11 protein-coding genes are annotated in these 17,098 nt (G+C 41.4%); 5 read left to right on the forward strand and 6 right to left on the reverse strand.

Translation table 11 applies throughout. From position 1 onward, the window contains the following. The first annotated feature begins 8 nt into the window (after positions 1–8). On the forward strand, positions 9–4,496 hold the full coding sequence (locus PAUR_RS04515; RefSeq protein WP_192506631.1) for an EAL domain-containing protein: 4,488 nt from the start codon (positions 9–11) through the stop codon (positions 4,494–4,496). Here PAUR_RS04515 and PAUR_RS04520 read toward each other — a convergent pair. After that, a complete protein-coding gene (locus PAUR_RS04520) occupies positions 4,493–5,440 on the reverse strand; it encodes an ion transporter (RefSeq protein ID WP_404821671.1) in 948 nt (315 codons plus the stop codon). The genes PAUR_RS04515 and PAUR_RS04520 overlap by 4 nt on opposite strands. Continuing rightward, entirely contained in the window at positions 5,437–8,112 is a 2,676-nt protein-coding gene (locus tag PAUR_RS04525; protein WP_192506632.1) for a bifunctional acetate--CoA ligase family protein/GNAT family N-acetyltransferase, read from the reverse strand. Before PAUR_RS04525 ends, PAUR_RS04520 begins: the two co-directional genes overlap by 4 nt. A 134-nt stretch (positions 8,113–8,246) precedes the next feature. Here PAUR_RS04525 and PAUR_RS04530 point away from each other — a divergent pair, with 134 nt between their 5' ends. Then, positions 8,247–8,960 (forward strand): SIMPL domain-containing protein, encoded by a 714-nt coding sequence (locus tag PAUR_RS04530; RefSeq protein ID WP_192506633.1) that lies wholly within the window; start codon positions 8,247–8,249, stop codon positions 8,958–8,960. On the opposite strand, the gene PAUR_RS04535 is transcribed toward PAUR_RS04530, so the two are convergent. From PAUR_RS04535 to PAUR_RS04550, 4 genes are all read right to left on the reverse strand, one after another. Then, a complete protein-coding gene (locus PAUR_RS04535) occupies positions 8,911–9,723 on the reverse strand; it encodes a substrate-binding periplasmic protein (RefSeq protein ID WP_192506634.1) in 813 nt (270 codons plus the stop codon). The two genes, PAUR_RS04530 and PAUR_RS04535, sit on opposite strands and share 50 nt — an antisense overlap. Before the next feature lie 101 nt (positions 9,724–9,824). Beyond that, a complete protein-coding gene (locus PAUR_RS04540) occupies positions 9,825–10,517 on the reverse strand; it encodes a hypothetical protein (protein ID WP_192506635.1) in 693 nt (230 codons plus the stop codon). 176 nt (positions 10,518–10,693) lie between these two features. Further along, complete coding sequence (locus PAUR_RS04545) at positions 10,694–11,218, reverse strand: NUDIX hydrolase (RefSeq protein ID WP_192506636.1); 525 nt, start codon at positions 11,216–11,218, stop codon at positions 10,694–10,696. 115 nt (positions 11,219–11,333) lie between these two features. Then, complete coding sequence (locus PAUR_RS04550) at positions 11,334–12,386, reverse strand: aldo/keto reductase (protein WP_192506637.1); 1,053 nt, start codon at positions 12,384–12,386, stop codon at positions 11,334–11,336. A 140-nt stretch (positions 12,387–12,526) separates the two neighbouring features. Between PAUR_RS04550 and dinB the strand changes: the two genes are divergently transcribed. From dinB to PAUR_RS04565, 3 genes are all read left to right on the forward strand, one after another. Beyond that, complete coding sequence (dinB, locus tag PAUR_RS04555; protein ID WP_192506638.1) at positions 12,527–13,588, forward strand: DNA polymerase IV; 1,062 nt, start codon at positions 12,527–12,529, stop codon at positions 13,586–13,588. A gap of 72 nt (positions 13,589–13,660) precedes the next feature. Further along, positions 13,661–15,346, forward strand: coding sequence for a carbon starvation CstA family protein (locus PAUR_RS04560; protein WP_192506639.1), 1,686 nt, complete (start codon positions 13,661–13,663; stop codon positions 15,344–15,346). A gap of 95 nt (positions 15,347–15,441) precedes the next feature. Beyond that, positions 15,442–16,974, forward strand: coding sequence for a M17 family metallopeptidase (locus tag PAUR_RS04565; RefSeq protein WP_192506640.1), 1,533 nt, complete (start codon positions 15,442–15,444; stop codon positions 16,972–16,974). Positions 16,975–17,098 lie beyond the last annotated feature (124 nt).

The raw sequence follows: 17,098 nt of genomic DNA on the forward strand, positions 1-17,098 counted from the left end.
TAACACCTATGAGATATTTGATATTTATCCTAATTACATTAATATCCTCGAGCTTTTTCCCTTCCAATATATTGGCATCTGAAGTTACGCGATTATCTCCTTCAGAAGGCTTATCTCAAAGTTATGTTAATACCTTGGTTATTGATAATAAGGGATATTTATGGCTATCTACCGAAGGTGGTCTAAACCGTTATGACGGTTATCAAGTCTTACGCGTTAAAGGGCCTCAAGGAGAGCTTGAGGAGGTGATGATTGATCGTATTTATCAAGATCCATTAAATAGGATTTGGATAGCCTCTCGTAGATTAGGCCTTTACAGCTATGATCCCGAGCATGATAAATATCAAAAATATTTGGAAGTCGCACAGTCGCAAGAAGAGATGCTTGAGCAGTCGGTGAATCAAATGTTGTCCAAAAGTGACACGCAATTATGGTTAGGGCGCGGAGATAACGTTGCATTGCTCGACATTTCTACCGGTAAGGTGTCTATTGAGGTTCATTTGCCAATAGATAAGCAATCTGGGCACGTTAGAAAGCTGTTACGCAAGAATGAATATTTGTTTATTGCAACCTCAGAAGGCGCGTTCGTTTATCATTTAGACTCAAAAATACTGAAAAGAATAACCCATGTTGATACACCAGAGCACAATTTACAATTACATACTAAATCATTTGCGCTGCAAGGGGAGAATACTTTATTAATTGGCGCTGTAAATGGCCTATATCAAGTTGATATTAGTCAATTGGGTGATCTTACAGATGAAAATTATCAATGGGAAAATCAGCATTTAATCAAAGAGTTAAATATTTGGAAAATTGTGGTTAAACCAAATTCATTATTGCTAGGCACTGATAAAGGTTTGATGCACTTTAATACCATAGATGGTGTATTGACAAGAGATGAGCGGATCTCAAAAAGCCGTTATACGTTGACCGATAATAGTATCATTGATTTTCTTGAAGACAAGTACGGAGCATTGTGGGTTGCAACTAAGCGAGATGGTGCTTTTTACATTCCCAAGCGAAAAACACATTTTCATAATGTAAACAATGGTTCAGTAAAAGGTACTGGATTTTCTCATTCAACGGTGTGGTCTTTGTTAGAATACAAAGGAGTAATATGGGCGAGCACCAATGACGGATTAACCAGTTATGATTTAAGCACAAATGAAACCAAAACTTATTTAAAAGGGTATATGGGGGAGGCTGTGATGCCTGAATTTTCCATATCAAGGTCTTATTTATATAAAGATAAAATTTGGCTAGAATCGAGCCGAGGTTTATTTGTATTCGATCCGAATACGTATGAAGTCAGTCGTCCTCAAGTGCAAAACGCAGCTCACCAAAAAGTGATTGAAGACTATTTATATGGCATGTTACTAATGCCTAACGGGAGGTTGTACTTTATTCATCCCAGTGAAGGTTTTTATTATTATGATATTGATAATAAAGAACTTAAACAACTTGAAGGTGACATTGCAGCGCGCAATCCATTTTTATCCTATGCGTTTCTAGCCCCTTTACCAGATGAACCGTCATATCCGCTTTATTACTCCGGTGGGGTATTATATCGCTTGAATCCAGTGACATCTGAGTTAACAGAAATATACGCAGTGCCAGATGCTAACGAAAACTTACCAGTGTCATTACTCACTTACACCGTCGATAAAAATAACGTGCTTTGGTTGGCTTTTTCTAATTTTGGTCTGGTGGGTTTATCGCTTGATGGGTTTGAAGTGATCCATACAATTGATCTAAAAAAGCTTAATCTTGGTACTCCTATGTACGGTATGCACCAAGACAGAGCGGATATGATTTGGATGTCTTCTCACAAAGGGATTTGGCGGTTAGACCCAGATAATTTGCATTTGCAGCAGTTTACGACGAAGGATGGCCTTTTTACTAATGAGTTCAATGGCGGATCATCAATCAAGTTATCAGATGGTCGAGTTGTATATGGCTCATTGAAGGGCTTTACTATTTTTAGTCCAAGAGAAAACCGCCCTAAGCAACCTTTATTATCACGCATAAATATTACCTCAGTAGAGCTCATGTCACGAAAGTTGCATTCATATGGCTTGAAAACGTTTGGGGATATAGTGTTAAACCATGATGATATTGGTTTGGAGGTGGCTTTTTCAGCCATGGTCTTCAATTATCAACAAAGTATTGTGTATGAATATCAAATATCAGGGAGTCAGAAAATCTTAACTCGAGGTAATAATCGAGTGACGTTCCCTAAACTTAATCCGGGTAATTACCAGCTGAAAGTGTGGGCCAAAGACCCTTTAACAGGTGATTATACTCAACCCGCGAAATTGAATATTCGTGTGAGGTATCCGATGTGGCGTTCTCCTATTGCTTTAGCCATATACTTGATGCTTGTTTTGTTTATTTTTGGCCTTTGGCTTTATCGAAAAAGCCGAATTGAACAAATGATTATTGCTGCCCATAAAGAAACTCAAAACAGTGAGGCACGTTTAAAACTTGCGCTAGAAAGTAGCGGCTCTGGCGTTTGGGATTGGCACCTGCACAGCCAACTAATTTACCAACCGAGGCTATTTTCTGAATTGGAATACGCACAGAATAATATTTGTTTGGATGATTATTTACAACTTATCCATCCCAACGATAGAGCTATTTTTAGATTAGAGTGGCTTGAATTTGTTTCCACAAATAAAGGTGTATTTGACTGTACTTATCGTTTAAAGCATGCGAAGGGACATTGGCGCTGGTATAAAGATTTTGGCAAAGTAATGGCGTGGCAAGAAGGCACCCCAGAACGAGTTACGGGTACCTATACCAACTTGACACGTGAACGTATGTTTGAAGAGCGCGCTAGGCTATTTGGTGCGGCGTTTGAGAAAACGCGAGATTGGGTGTTTATACTAGATAAAAATTTACGCATTCAAGCGTGCAACACAGCATTACAACAAGCATTTAATATTGAAGCAGAGCCAAAGTCGAGTACGAATTTACACTTGGGGTTAAGTCGTCAGACGAGAATGCGTTATTTACGACGCATGACCGATTTAAAAATGGGTGAGCACATAAGTGCTGAAGATCAACTGATTTTAGCAAATAGTCAAATTTGCCATGTTTTGATCAAGATAAGTGCGGTAGAAGGTGTGAATGGAGAGTTGCATAACTATGTAGTTGTTTTAACTGATATTTCTTCACAAAAACGAACGGAGCAAGAGCTATATCAACTTGCAAATTATGATACCTTGACGGGGTTACCGAATAAAGCGTTATTTATTGACAGAACAGAGCATGCAATAGAGCAAATGTATAGTACGCAACCAGTGGCTGTACTGGCGGTTAAGTTTAAGCGTTTACAACATTATCAGGATAGCTACGATAGCGATTTTTATGATGTACTCATTAAGCAATTGGCAAATACCTTAAAGTGCTGTTTTCGAGATCACGATAGTTTGGCTATTGGAGTGAGCCAAGAGTTTTACGTATTAATGGAACAAATAGAGGATATATCGCAAATTACCCGCTATATCAACTGTCTGATGAACCGTTTTGAACCTCCAGTTAAAGTACTAGAACATAGTTGTAATATACAGTTAAGTATTGGCGTGGCTATGTATCCTGAAGATGCCCTAAATGCGTTTACATTAAGTGACCGAGCAAAAATAGCGTTAAACCACGCAATGAAACATTATGGTAGTCACTATCAATTTTATCAAACTGAGCTAAACCTGCAGGTGCAAAAAGGCATTGAAATAAGCAAAATGCTTGAGCTGGCGAATCAACGGAATGAGTTCTGCAACTTGTACCAACCTATTATCAATGGTACGAGTAAAGTCATTGATGGGTTTGAGGTGATGTTACACTGGCCTACAGATGCCCTCTACCGGCGAGATGAATTGACCGATGCAGCAGAGCAATCAGGGTTAATTAGTGAGTTGATGTTACAAACCTTAGAGCGTGCATTAATTGAATTGAAACAGTGGCATTTGTTCGCTCCGCAATTATATATTTCAGTGAACCTATCACCTTTAGATTTTCAATACCCAGAATTAATAAGCAAAATAGGGGATACGTTAAAAAGAACGCAAGTTGATGGGAAGCATGTGGTTTTTGAGATTTCAGAGCCTGTGATGATGACTGATATTCCTCACGCGTTGGAGCGAATGTACCAGTTGAAGGTATTAGGGTGTCGATTGTTTATGGATGATTTTGGTACAAGTTATGCCTCATTAACGTATTTGAAAAAGTTACCGGTTGATGTACTTAAAATTGATAAGGGCTTTATTCAAGACATAGGTGTAGATAATGAACACGAAGTGATCATTCATTCTATTTTGTCATTGGCACATAGCTTAGGTATTCAATGCATTGCTGATGGTATAGAAAATAAAACCCAGATGAAGTTTTTACGCTTACTTGGTTGTGATTATTTTCAAGGCTCACATTTTAGTGAGCCAATACTGGGAGAGAAAATCGCAGATTTACTTACTTTGACTTGGCAACATCGCTTTTAGAGTTTGTTGCCACAGTGGCGACAGTATGTCGCGTAAGCGCGTTGACTACTCATGAGCTTTATTGCTTGGCTGGCTTCACTTGGGCTGAGCCCAAGCTCCACTCTTAAGCTTTCTAAATGTTGTCGCTCTTGTTCATCTAAGACGCCATCATGTAGGCTGTGTAAAACCGCTTCATTAAATGCATCTCTGCGCTTTCTGAGTTGTTCAGCAAAACTTGACGCTAATAAGCCTGTGGGGATGGCGACCATTCCCATACTTAATAATGTAATTACACCACCAAAAAAGCGACCAATAGGCGTTATTGGTACGACATCTCCATAGCCAACGGTAGTGAGGGTTGCCATTGCCCACCACATAGAATCAGGGATTGAACCAAATTTATCAGGTTGTACGTCATGCTCTAATAAATAAATGCCGCACGATGCCATTATTAATACCACAGACATGATAAAAAATGCGGCGAGTAAGCTACTACCTTCCTCTTTAAATGCGGCAAGTAATAATTGCATTGCTCTTGAGTAGCGAGTGAGCTTAAAAATACGGAAGAGCCGAATCACCCTTAAAAAGCGTAAGTCAAAGCTAATGAACATCATTAAAATAGTGGGTAAAATAGCCATTAAGTCAATCAATGCGAGCGGAGAGAAAATGTATGCTAGCCGCTTCTTTAAGTTTGAGGCGCTAAGTTGTTTAGCATCAATATTATCGACACAAGACCATAACCTCAGTAAATACTCAATGCTAAAAATACCCACAGATATGACTTCAAGTAGTAAAAAATAGTGATAATACTGTGCAGTGAGCTCTGGTACCGACTCTAAAACAATGGCGACCACATTGATCATGATAAGCGCTATTAAAAAAAAATCTAAATATCTCCCCATTTTTTGATAGGGGCGGCGACCTGCAAGCAGCGCAGCCACTTTTTCTCTGTATGTTGTCATCATAGTTTGCTGATTTCTAATCGCATGTCTACTGTACCCTCAGAAAAATCACGAGTGACAGTAAAGCCTAATTTTTTTGAGAGCTCAATCATACCGATGTTTTCTGGTAATGTAATACCTACAACCATTTCAACACCGATGGATTGGCAATGTTTGATCACCGCTTGCATAAGAACTCTGCCAAGCCCAAGTCCTTGACAATCAGACCTAACGATAACTGAAAATTCAGCATTGTGGTTATCTGGATCCATCAATACTCTCGAAACGCCCAGTGTTCTATATGTGCTTTTATAAGGCTGAGAAACTATAAAGGCCATTTCGCGATCATAGTCAATTTGTGTCATCTTCGCGAGTTGTTCATGGTTAAACTGCGGTAACTCCCCAAAAAACCGTTTATACCTATCCTCTTTCGTGAGGGATTGATCAAATTCTTGGTGTGTGCGTTCATCTTCAGGCTTTATCGGTCTGAGGATTGCGTGGGTATTGTTAGTAAGTGTGATTTGGGTGACTAACTCCTTTGGATAAGGGCGAATTGCCAGCCTTTTTTTACCAAGTTTAGGCTGATATGGCCGTAGTGTGATATCAGCATCTAAGACAAGAAATTGGCCAGAACTGGCCAAAATGGGATTGAGTTCAATACTGTGAATGTCAGGTTGATCAACAACCAGCTGTGAGACTCGGGTTAATAGCGCACATAAGCGATATTTATCAACTTTATCGGGTAATGTGCGCTCTTTTAATACCCCTTTATCGTGAGCCGCAGCGATTAGGTATTTGGCTAAATTCATGTTTAATGGGGGAAGTGCAACGGCAGCTTGAGAAAACTCGAGCCCAGTACCCGCTTCTCCTAACAAAATAACGGGGCCAAAGTTTTGCTCTGTTTTAACGGCAATTCTCAACTCTTGAACACCAGCTCTGGGTGCCATCCTTTGTAAGGAGAACCCCTCGATTTCGGCATGTGGATATGTTTCTTTGATGCGTAGCAGCATTGCAAAAGCGGTTTGCTCTACCTCATGCGCATCATTTAAGTTTAACACTACGCCACCGACTTCAGATTTTGAAGGGATCGAGGCACTGATTAATTTAAGTGCAATTGGAAAGCCTAACTTTTGAGCTTGCTCTTTTGCTTCACTGGGTGTGAGTGCTATGAGAGTTTCAATGCAGTGCACCCCGTAATGACTGAGAATTTGACTTGCTAAATGGGTTGATAGGTGTGAAAAACCTTGAGATATGAAATGTTCAACCTGTAGTTTGGCAGCTTGACTGTCGATTTGATCATCATCGCTGGTGGACTCAGGAGTTTGTGTTAAGTGCTTTTGGTTACGACGATAATTGACTAAGTGCATAAATGCACCTACGGCGCCTTCGGGAGTCCGATAGGTTGGAATAGCGTGTTCTGCGCATACATATCGTGCTTCGTATGCCGCCTCTTCACCCATAAAGTTTGTTATGACATATGGTCGAGCCATTTTATGTATTTTATCGAGTGTCGTGGCAATTATTTCTGCGTAATCTTCACTAGGCGCTAAAGCTGAAGGCGTGTGTATTATGAGTAGGTTTTTTACTTCAGGTGCTTTGAGCAAAATATCTAACGCTTTTTGATAACGCTGTGGTGATGAATCTCCGAAAATATCGACAGGGTTTGATGTCATGTCCGATTGTGGGATCACTTTATTGAGTGCATCTCGGGTTTGTTGAGACAGCTGAGTTAGCTTCCCTGAATGTTGTAACAGCGTATCAACGGCCATAATTGCGGGGCCTCCGCCATTGGTGAGTATGGTTAATTGTTCGATTTGTAAGAGCTTGGGATGAAGTGCTAATGTTTGTGTCGCTGCAAAGAGTTCTCGCAAGTCATTCACCCTCAGCATACCCGCGCGCTGAAACATAGCGTCATAGACTGCGTCGTCCGAAGTGCTGCCCCCAGTATGAATGAAAGCGGCTTCTGCACCAGCTTGAGTCCGTCCTGTTTTAATGACTATGACGGGTTTACTAAATGCAGCAGCACGCGCAGCAGATATAAACCGTCTGACATCTTCGATATTATCGATGTATAAGAGAATTGCTTTGGTTTTAGGGTCTCGGCCTAAAAAGTCGAGCAGCTCGTCAAAGTCAATGTCAATGCAATCCCCAACAGAGACAAAGTAAGAGAATCCAATACGCTTGTTTCTGGCCCAATCTAAAATCGTTGAACACACTGCGGCTGATTGTGAAACAAACGCGAGTCTACCTGACTGAGCAACAGTATGAGAAAAACTTGCGTTTAACCCCAAATGAGGGATTAGTAAACCAAGACAGTTAGACCCAAGTAATGTTACATTCGCTGATTTAGCTGTGTGCTTTAAAGATATTTTTTGCTGCGTATTTAGGCCGGCTGCTATGATGATCGCGTGTTGACAGCCAAGGCGGCCAAGCTCTCTGATCACTGTATTTAACGTGGCTTTATTCGTGCAAATAACAGCAAGGCTAGGTACATGTGGTAAGTGTTCAATACTTGGGTAAGCGAGTACTCCATGGACCGCGTTATGCTTGGGACTGACAGGCATAATAGGTCCTTTGAAGCCCCCTTGTAATAAATTTCTCATGACGATATAACCAGCGCGGCCTGGATTGTTTGAGGCACCAATCACTGCAACTGAACGAGGGGAAAAAAACAGGCTTATGCGTTTCATGCTCATAAAAGAATTCCTTATTATAATTCAAGTTCAGCTTAGGCTCATCGGTTAGGTATCACTCTATCATTTTTTTAGCGACGATCTAGCCTATTAAGGTTAGACTTTGATCTGACAACTTATTTTAGAGGAAAAGTGACATGCCTGTAGATATGACAAAGCACATAGGCGCTTCGATAGTTCTGGCTTTGGGAGCTATTGTGAGTACGTGGCTGATCATCAATACCATTGCTGATATTAAAGCAATGGAAAGAACGGTTCAGGTTAAGGGGTTAGCCGAGCAGGAAGTGTCAGCGGATACTGTTATTTGGCCTGTATTTTACAAAGATGCAGACAATAATCTAGATGAATTAATGGCGCGTGTTGATGAGAAAAACTCGGCGATTCGCGCATTTCTAGTGCTACAAGGTTTTGATGATGAAGAGATTAGCGTGTCTGCTCCTTCTATTGTTGATAAATATGCACAAGAATATAACCAGAGTGAACGTGGTTTTCGCTATGTCGCGAAAGCAGGCATGACCGTATTTAGTCATACGCCAGATAAGGTAAAAGCAGCATTTTCTCAGCTAAGTCAGCTCGCAAAGCAGGGCATTGCTATTACCCAGGATGATTATCAAAATAGGGTAGAGTATATGTTTACCCAGCTCAATGATATTAAACCTGAGATGGTGCAATTGGCGACACAAAAAGCGAGAGAAGTTGCGTTGAAGTTTGCGAAAGACTCAGACTCTCAACTAGGAAAAATTAAATCGGCTCGACAGGGGCAGTTTAGTATTCGTGATAGAGACAGTAATACACCACATATTAAATTGGTACGGGTTGTAACAAGTGTTGAGTATTACTTGGCGGATTAGTCATTTTTTTGGGGGGGGCCTTGAGTTTCCACCTAGCCAGTATTTGTTGATAAAGCCCTTTCTTTTTTATGCTTTGCAGTGCTATGGCGAGGCGTTGGCAGATATTATTGGGTATTTGCTTATTGGCTACCAAATGTAAAGCGGAAGGAAAGTGGGTAATATGTAACTTTTTTTCGACCTTGAGGGCACTATACCCAGAATTTTTTAACTCTTTTTCAAGTGTAAGGGTATTTGTCATCACAAAATCAACTCTGCGCTTAAATAACACATGCCATAATTGTTGATAGTGACTGGCAAGAAGAAGATTTTTATCTTCTACAAAGCCTGCACTTTGTAAATATCGCGCACTAGAATACCCTCGAATTGTGCCGACCCTAAATTGTTGTGCATCATTAAGCGTAGAAACATGATGAGGGGAGCCTTTTAAACTAACCAGATAAGCATCAGCGAAATAAAGTTGTCCAAGCCAAGTAAATTGTGATGCGCGAGAGGAGGTTTTAAGTAAGGACATCATTAATGCTAAGGGGTTATTTTGTAACTCATGGTAAGCCCGTGCCATCGGCATAATTTCAAACTGCCCTTGTAATTGCGCTTCATGTAAGACGGCTTTAGTGATATCAACGAGCGCGCCAGCAGCATTACCATTTTTATCGGAAAAGTGGTAAGGAGGTAAATCTTCAGCAACAAATACGAGTGGTTGTGCATAGCCGTGCTTTACCCCGAGAAAAAGCAAGGAAATGAACATATAAAGAGTACTGCGCATACACCTACCTCCTCAATATTGATTTTTGATTGTAGGGAATTTAATCGTGAAGGGATAGAGGTAATTCTACTTTTAATTTAAAGTTCTTATTTATTAGTTGTTTACTTGTTTTTAATGCAAGTGTTATGGCTTTTTTTAAGCCATTTATTCATTACTTTGTCGTATGCTTGAGTTACCTTGGTGTTATTACAGGTATAAGGTAAACTTTGCCATTGCGTGGTTAACCCTGAATCTGCAACGCGATTGTTAACGTCACCATTAAATACTTTATAGCACGTATTATTATGCTGGTATTCAGTGAATGTGTGGTTCTTTGCGATGACTTTTGGTTGCTTATTTAGTGTATTTAGGGTGTGTGTGATGATGCGTTTATTTTTTCGGTTGTGTGGACTCGAAGAAAGAGAGGTCGTATGCGCCAGACCTTGAGCTTTAACGTGTTGTAGAAACTTACGTGGATTAATATCAAATTTTGTTGTTGGTATCTTTGTGGTTTTTGGGGCATGAGGCTGAGAGTCTGATATTGGCTTGAGTGATGTCGGTATGGGACGTGTTTTATTCGGATCTGGTGTGAGACTTGTTTTGATTGGTGCTGATGCTTCCGTGTTAAGATGTTGATAAGCATCAATATTTTTTTCTTCTTGATAAAGTTTATTGTTAGTCTCTATAACTAAATAAGTTTTTAGCGCAGGGGTTATCGAATGGGGAATCGTAATGTGGTTTTGTGAATTGAATAAGTATAAAACGGCAATGTGTAATACAGCAGAGTAAAGCACTGTTTTTATAGTAAGTTGCACGTAGAAACCCCAATATCAATAGTGACGTTATGACAAATAGGTATCTAGAAAGTTCCTTTTAGACAAAGGGCTTTACTCATAACCTACACCAGTCATAGTTGTGAACCTTGAATAAACAGCCTTTGTTATGGTCGATAAAGTATCGATGCTGAATTTCTATGTTAAGGCGTTAACCACTATTCGCTATGGTTGCTTGTCATATAGTGATCTTTGATTTGCTCAAGTAGAGAGATTTCCCTAATAAGTGATAGGCCTTGCTTTTGACTGTTTGCGAGGGTTTTTTTGTTGTGCTCGATTGCCGTATTTATATCAACCCACATTGGAGACATACCGTTAGCGGTTTCATAGTCTTCCATTTTCGGTGTATCAAAGTGACCGCAAATATCACATATGTAGCAATCTGAAACAATGTGAATCACATCAAAGTCGTTTTTGTACCAAGGTCGATACTCTTCATATCTGCCAAAAACTTCAATCTGGGTTATTTGCCTCACTCCCGTTTCTTCTTGTAATTCCCTAAGTAGCGCATCTTGGATAGATTCACCAGAGTCAACGCCACCACCAGGCAGGGTGTAGTCGTCATACCTAGCCGTATACAAGAGTAATATTTTATCACCATCGAGCACGATAGCCCGCGTTGTTTGGCGGGTAAATTGGGTCCCCAGCAGAGGCTTTACGGGGGTTGAGTTTAAACTACGCATAAAAAGAGACGGGCCGATGATCACAAAGCCCGTAATTATACGTAAAATGATGCCAGATACAAAACCAAGGAAAAAACAATGTTGTGTTTTTTCCTTGGTCGGGACGTGTAGCGGTTTAAAACGGTGCTGGGTATTGTTTAAATACTTGTGTTATCTCTTCGAGTACTTCACTCGTCAGTGATTGCTCGAACGCGTTTAAGTTTTCCTTGAGTTGTGACATGTTGGTTGCACCGATAATGGTCGATGTGACACCATCGACTTGGTTACACCATGCCAGCGCCAATTGAGCCGGCGTTAACCCATGGCTTTTCGCGATATCGACATAAAGTTTCGTCGCTTGATTACTATATTTAGTATCTCTAAATAGCCCTTGCCGCTGCATCAAAGTCCATCGACTACCAGCAGGGCGAGCACCGTCGATGTATTTCCCTGTCAGCATGCCGGCTGCTAAAGGTGACCATGGTAAATAGGCGATATCTTCGTGAACACAGTTTTCAATGAGATACGGCCAGTCTTTAGCATGTAATAAGCTAAATTCATTCTGAATAGATACTGGCGCAGGTAAGCTGTGTTCACGTGCAAGTCTAAGGTATGTATTTATGCCCCATGTTGTGTCATCTGATAGACCCCAGTGCCTAATTTTTCCGGCTTCAATACAGTGTGCAAGCCCTTGTAAAATATCCAGCATATCGGCAGTTTCTTGCTCAGAATTCACGTTTGAAAAGTTGATTTCACCAGGTTGGTGTTTGGCGAAGTGGGGTGTACTGCGGTTGGGCCAATGTAGTTGGTAAACATCAATGTAGTCTGTATTCAAACGCGCTAATGAATCATCAACGGCTTCGATAATAGACTGGCCAGAGATAGGTGCGCCATTTCTAACCCAGCTGAGCCCAGGGCCTGCGATTTTAGTGGCGATGATGAGTTGGTCACGCTTCTCTTTGTGGCGAGTTAACCAGTTACCAATAATCGCTTCTGTTTTACCATAAGTTTGCGGTGATGGGGGGACAGCATACATCTCAGCAGTATCAATAAAATTTACGCCTCTGCTTAATGCATAGTTAATTTGTTCATCGGCGTCATGTTGATTATTTTGTAAACCCCAAGTCATGCTGCCTAAACAGATGCGAGAGACATTAAGTTGGCTGCGACCTAAACGACTAAATTGCATGCTAACTCCTTGTTGTTATTGAAGTGACTGTGATAAGTCAGAAGAGTTAACATTGTAGTGTAAATAAGAGAATAGGAAAAGTTGCATAAATAGGAAATTTAGGGTCATAATAACTGTATATAAATACAGTTTAGTTTGTGATGCGTAAATTTATACACATTGATATGGATTGCTTTTATGCTGCGGTGGAAATGCGAGACAACCCTGAGCTGGCAAATGTGCCTATGGCGATTGGTGGAAATAGTCATCGAGGTGTCTTGTCAACGGCAAATTACTTAGCAAGAGAGTTTGGTGTTCGTTCTGCTATGTCTAACTATCAGGCAAAGAAACTCTGTCCAAACTTAGTCATTGTGCCGGGGCGAATGCCTGTTTATAAAGAGGCTTCGGTGCAAATTAGAGCGGTGTTTTCAAAATATACAGATTTGATAGAACCGCTGTCGTTAGATGAAGCATATTTAGATGTGACTGACAGTCGGCACTGCGCTGGCAGTGCGACGTTAATTGCTGAAAAAATTCGTGCAGATATTTTTGATGCAACCGGATTAACGGCTTCTGCTGGTGTTGCCCCAATTAAGTTTTTAGCCAAAATAGCCAGTGATGAAAATAAACCCAATGGACAGTTTGTGATCACCCCATCAGAGGTGGGCGATTTCATTGATACGCTTGCGCTTAAAAAAATACCTGGTGTTGGTAAGGTGACGCAACAAAAGCTACAAGCGATGGGGTTGGCGTACGGGAAAGATATCAAAGCGTGTGAAGAGCATTTTTTAACTCAGCGTTTTGGTAAATTTGGTGGTGTGTTATGGCGTCGATGTCAGGGGATTGATGAGCGTGGAGTTGAGACTCATAGGGTAAGAAAATCAGTAGGGGTAGAAACCACATTTAGTGAAGATACGAGTGAATTCGAAGTACTAAAAGCGCGTTTAGTCAATGATTTACTACCAGAGCTCAATCGTCGGGCTGTTAAGCATATTCAAGAGCGGGGTATTGCTAAGTTGGGGGTGAAAGTTAAGTTTTTCGATTTTCAACAAGTCAGCAAAGAGTGTCAATTCGATGTGTTAGATGCCAATGTGTTGTGCAACTTATTGAATGAGTTACTGGCGCGTTATCGACACAAACCCGTCCGGCTTATCGGTATTCAGATTGGGTTATTAGATTCAAAGCACAGCCAACCTCAACTCGGTTTATTTGATTTAGACTAAAAGATAAGTGCTGTGAGCTGTATTTATGATAACGTAAAGTTAACAAAAAATAATAATTAACAGGAGCCCGCTATGCAATCGATTATGATTGTACTGTTTGGTATTGCCGGAATGATATTTGGATGGTTTGTGTATTCGAAGTTCATTGCTGAAAAAATATTTAAAATGGATGATGGCTTTATCACTCCAGCCCATGAGTTGAACGATGGTGTTGATTATGTGCCAACCAACAAAGTTGTTTTATGGGGGCATCACTTTACGTCTGTAGCAGGGGCTGCACCTATCGTAGGGCCTGCCATAGCGGTGTATTGGGGGTGGGTACCCGCGGTCTTATGGGTTGTTTTAGGCACAATTTTCTTTGCTGGCGTGCATGATATGGGCGCTTTATGGGCAAGTACGCGCCATAAAGGCAAGTCAATGGGCGCACTCTCAGAAACGGTTATTGGTAAACGCACGCGCGCATTATTTATGATCGTCGTATTCTTAGTGCTACTGATGGTAAATGCGGTATTTGGTGTGGTGATCGCGAATTCATTTGTCGCGAACCCAACTGCGGTATTACCTGCTTGGTCTGCCATTATTGTAGCTTTAGTGATTGGCCAATTGTTGAAGCGAAAAATCCCCTTAGTCCCATTATGTATAGTCGGTGTGGCTGTTTTATATGCAACAATTTACATAGGGTCAGGTGCGCCAATTTCGTTGCCAAGTGAGTTGCTCGGACTGACAGACAAAGCGAACTGGATTGTGATCTTATTTATTTATGCCGCAGTGGCGTCCTTACTACCTGTATGGATGCTATTGCAACCGAGAGATTTTATTAATGGTATGCAACTCTTGGTTGGCTTAGTGCTCTTGTACGGAGCGGTGTTTGTGGTAATGCCAGATATCACGGCGCCGGCGTTTAATACGCAAACCGTTGTTGATACGCCAAGTATCATTCCTTTGTTATTTGTCACGATTGCCTGTGGTGCTGTATCTGGCTTTCACGGCATTGTTTCTTCTGGCACCAGTTCAAAGCAATTAAACAAAGAGTCCGATGGTCGGTTTGTCGGGTATTTGGGCGCCGTAGGTGAAGGGTGTTTGGCTTTGATCACATTGGTTGCTGTGAGTGGCGTGATGCTTGCTGTATCACCTGAAGAGTGGCATGAGATATATAGTCATTTGGGCGCTGGGAGTGTGTCTGCATTTATTACTGGGGGGTCGAATTTAATCAGTAATGGATGGGGGATTTCAGCTGAAATAGCAGCGACTTTACTCGCTGTGATGGTGGTTTTGTTTGCTGGAACGACGATGGATTCAGGGGTGAGATTACAGCGTTACATTATCCAAGAGTGGGGGGATATTTATCAACTGAAATTGCTCAAAAATGGTGTAATCGCGACGTTTATCGCCGTCGCATGTTGTTTGTTACTCGCTTTTGGTGCTGGTGGGGCGTCAGGTAGCGGTGGAATGATCATTTGGCCATTATTCGGCTCAACCAATCAAATATTAGCCAGCTTAACGTTATTGGTGATTTCTGTATATTTAATTAAGCTGGGTCGTCCTGCAAAATTTACTTTGATCCCAATGAGCTTTGTGCTGGTGATGGCTTTTTTTGCTGGGTTAATTAAGCTTGTTGAATATTATGAGCAAGGAAATTGGTTATTGGTGAGTTTAGATATTGTCGTACTCGTTGTGAGCGTGTTAGTGATGTTAGAAGCTTGGTCAGTAATAACTCGGCTTAGGAAAGATAACGCTACGCATAAGCAAACTCAGTGATACAAACGCAATTTGAGGTTTATCGCACAAACTGGTAAACCCCCACTCAATAGCTGATAATTGGGCCCTTAAGTTACTCTTTAAGGGCCCTTTTTATGTCTTTCCCTCTCGCGTTACCCTGTCATGATTTTTTAACTCAAGATGCAGATGCAGTGATTGTAATTACAGCCAATGTGCATGATCTTGGTCATACTCAATTGAACGCCACTTTGGCCCCTTATTTGGCGGTCGATCAACGTATCGCCAATAAAGCAACGTTAGTGCTTGCCAATGACTTACCTGGCAAACGTTTGATTGTGTCGCCTACTGGACCATTGCACCGCGATTATGATGATGTACGCCGCGTATTTGACGCAGCTAAATCGGCGATTACAGAAGCAAAAGCAGCCGGTATAACAAACCCAGCATTGATGGTTGTAGGATTACCTGCTGATGAGCGCTACAAAAACGCATTAGAAGTGGCTTTTTTAGGCACTTGTCAAGCATTGTGGCAACCGCTTGAAGCACGTGAATATCGTGGTGAGAGTATTGAGCCTATTACTGTAATACATATGGTCGGGGCGACTGAAATGCAGACGAAGCAATTAAATGCGATTGCTGCAGGTCAATATGCTGCCAGAGATTTATGTGGCACAGAGCCAGAAAGAATGGCACCGCCACGTTTTGCTGATTACTGTGAAGCATTATTTGTGAACACCTCTGTGGCCGTTGAAGTGATATCAGATATTGATAAAATTGAAAATGACTACCCCATGCTGGGTATGGTAGCGCGTGCGTCTTATGCTGTTGAACGTCATCACCCTCGTGTTGTTAAGTTGGAGTATACGCCTACAGATGAAGTAACCCGTACTCTAATGTTTGTTGGTAAAGGCTTGGTATACGATACTGGTGGTGCTGATTTGAAAGTGGGTGGTTTTATGGCTGGTATGAGCCGAGACAAAGGCGGGGCAGCATCTGTAGCAGGTTTTATGAAAGCCGTTGCTGAATATCAACCTAAAGGCGTCAAAGTTATTGCTTACTTAGCCGTTGTACGTAACTCAATTGGCTCAGATTGTTTTGTACCAGATGAAATTGTAACATGCCGTGAAGGTCTTAATGTTCGGATAGGTAATACCGATGCTGAAGGACGTTTAGCCATGGGCGACTTACTGAGTGAAATGAAGGATTTGGCTAAATCTCAAGTTAACCCTGAACTATTTACAGTCGCGACACTGACGGGGCATGCAGCACGCGCAGTGGGTCCATATAGTGCTTATGTTGAAAACGGCCCGGCACGTACAGCAAAAATATCTCGTCAATTAGCTGATATGGGAGATTTGTGGGCTGATGGTGCAGAGCTATCGCGTAGTCGTCGTGAAGATTATGACTTTATAAAACCACGCACTTTGGCTGATGACGTTATTTCAAGTAATAATGCGCCATCCGCTATCACTGCGAGGGGTCATCAATTTCCAATGGCATTTTTAGCGTTAGTAGGTGGGCTAGATAAACACGGCTGTGATGCACAGCAGCCTATTCCATATGTTCATATGGACATTGCAGGAAGTGGTGTTGAAGGGGGAGATTGGCAGCATGGAAAACCAACTGCTGCAACGGTATCTAGCCTATTTGCACGCTATTGCCTATAGCTGTTGAGTGGTGAACAGTTAATCTGACGTCTGTACTTCGTCAGTGGTTTGTTCAATTACTCCAAATTACACTAGGCAGCGAATGTAATTATTTGTTGCCTAGTTGTAATGTACCTTGGGATAG

It is taken from the genome of Pseudoalteromonas aurantia 208, from assembly GCF_014858725.1.
GTDB lineage: Bacteria > Pseudomonadota > Gammaproteobacteria > Enterobacterales > Alteromonadaceae > Pseudoalteromonas > Pseudoalteromonas aurantia.

Bases quoted from the DNA above. Each gene is read 5' to 3' on its own strand.
- PAUR_RS04515 (WP_192506631.1), top strand. From the start codon at position 9: ATGAGATATTTGATATTTATCCTAATTACATTAATATCCTCGAGCTTT.
- PAUR_RS04520 (WP_404821671.1), bottom strand. From the start codon at position 5,440: ATGATGACAACATACAGAGAAAAAGTGGCTGCGCTGCTTGCAGGTCGC.
- PAUR_RS04525 (WP_192506632.1), bottom strand. From the start codon at position 8,112: ATGAGCATGAAACGCATAAGCCTGTTTTTTTCCCCTCGTTCAGTTGCA.
- PAUR_RS04530 (WP_192506633.1), top strand. From the start codon at position 8,247: ATGCCTGTAGATATGACAAAGCACATAGGCGCTTCGATAGTTCTGGCT.
- PAUR_RS04535 (WP_192506634.1), bottom strand. From the start codon at position 9,723: ATGCGCAGTACTCTTTATATGTTCATTTCCTTGCTTTTTCTCGGGGTA.
- PAUR_RS04545 (WP_192506636.1), bottom strand. From the start codon at position 11,218: ATGCGTAGTTTAAACTCAACCCCCGTAAAGCCTCTGCTGGGGACCCAA.
- PAUR_RS04550 (WP_192506637.1), bottom strand. From the start codon at position 12,386: ATGCAATTTAGTCGTTTAGGTCGCAGCCAACTTAATGTCTCTCGCATC.
- dinB (WP_192506638.1), top strand. From the start codon at position 12,527: ATGCGTAAATTTATACACATTGATATGGATTGCTTTTATGCTGCGGTG.
- PAUR_RS04560 (WP_192506639.1), top strand. From the start codon at position 13,661: ATGCAATCGATTATGATTGTACTGTTTGGTATTGCCGGAATGATATTT.
- PAUR_RS04565 (WP_192506640.1), top strand. From the start codon at position 15,442: ATGTCTTTCCCTCTCGCGTTACCCTGTCATGATTTTTTAACTCAAGAT.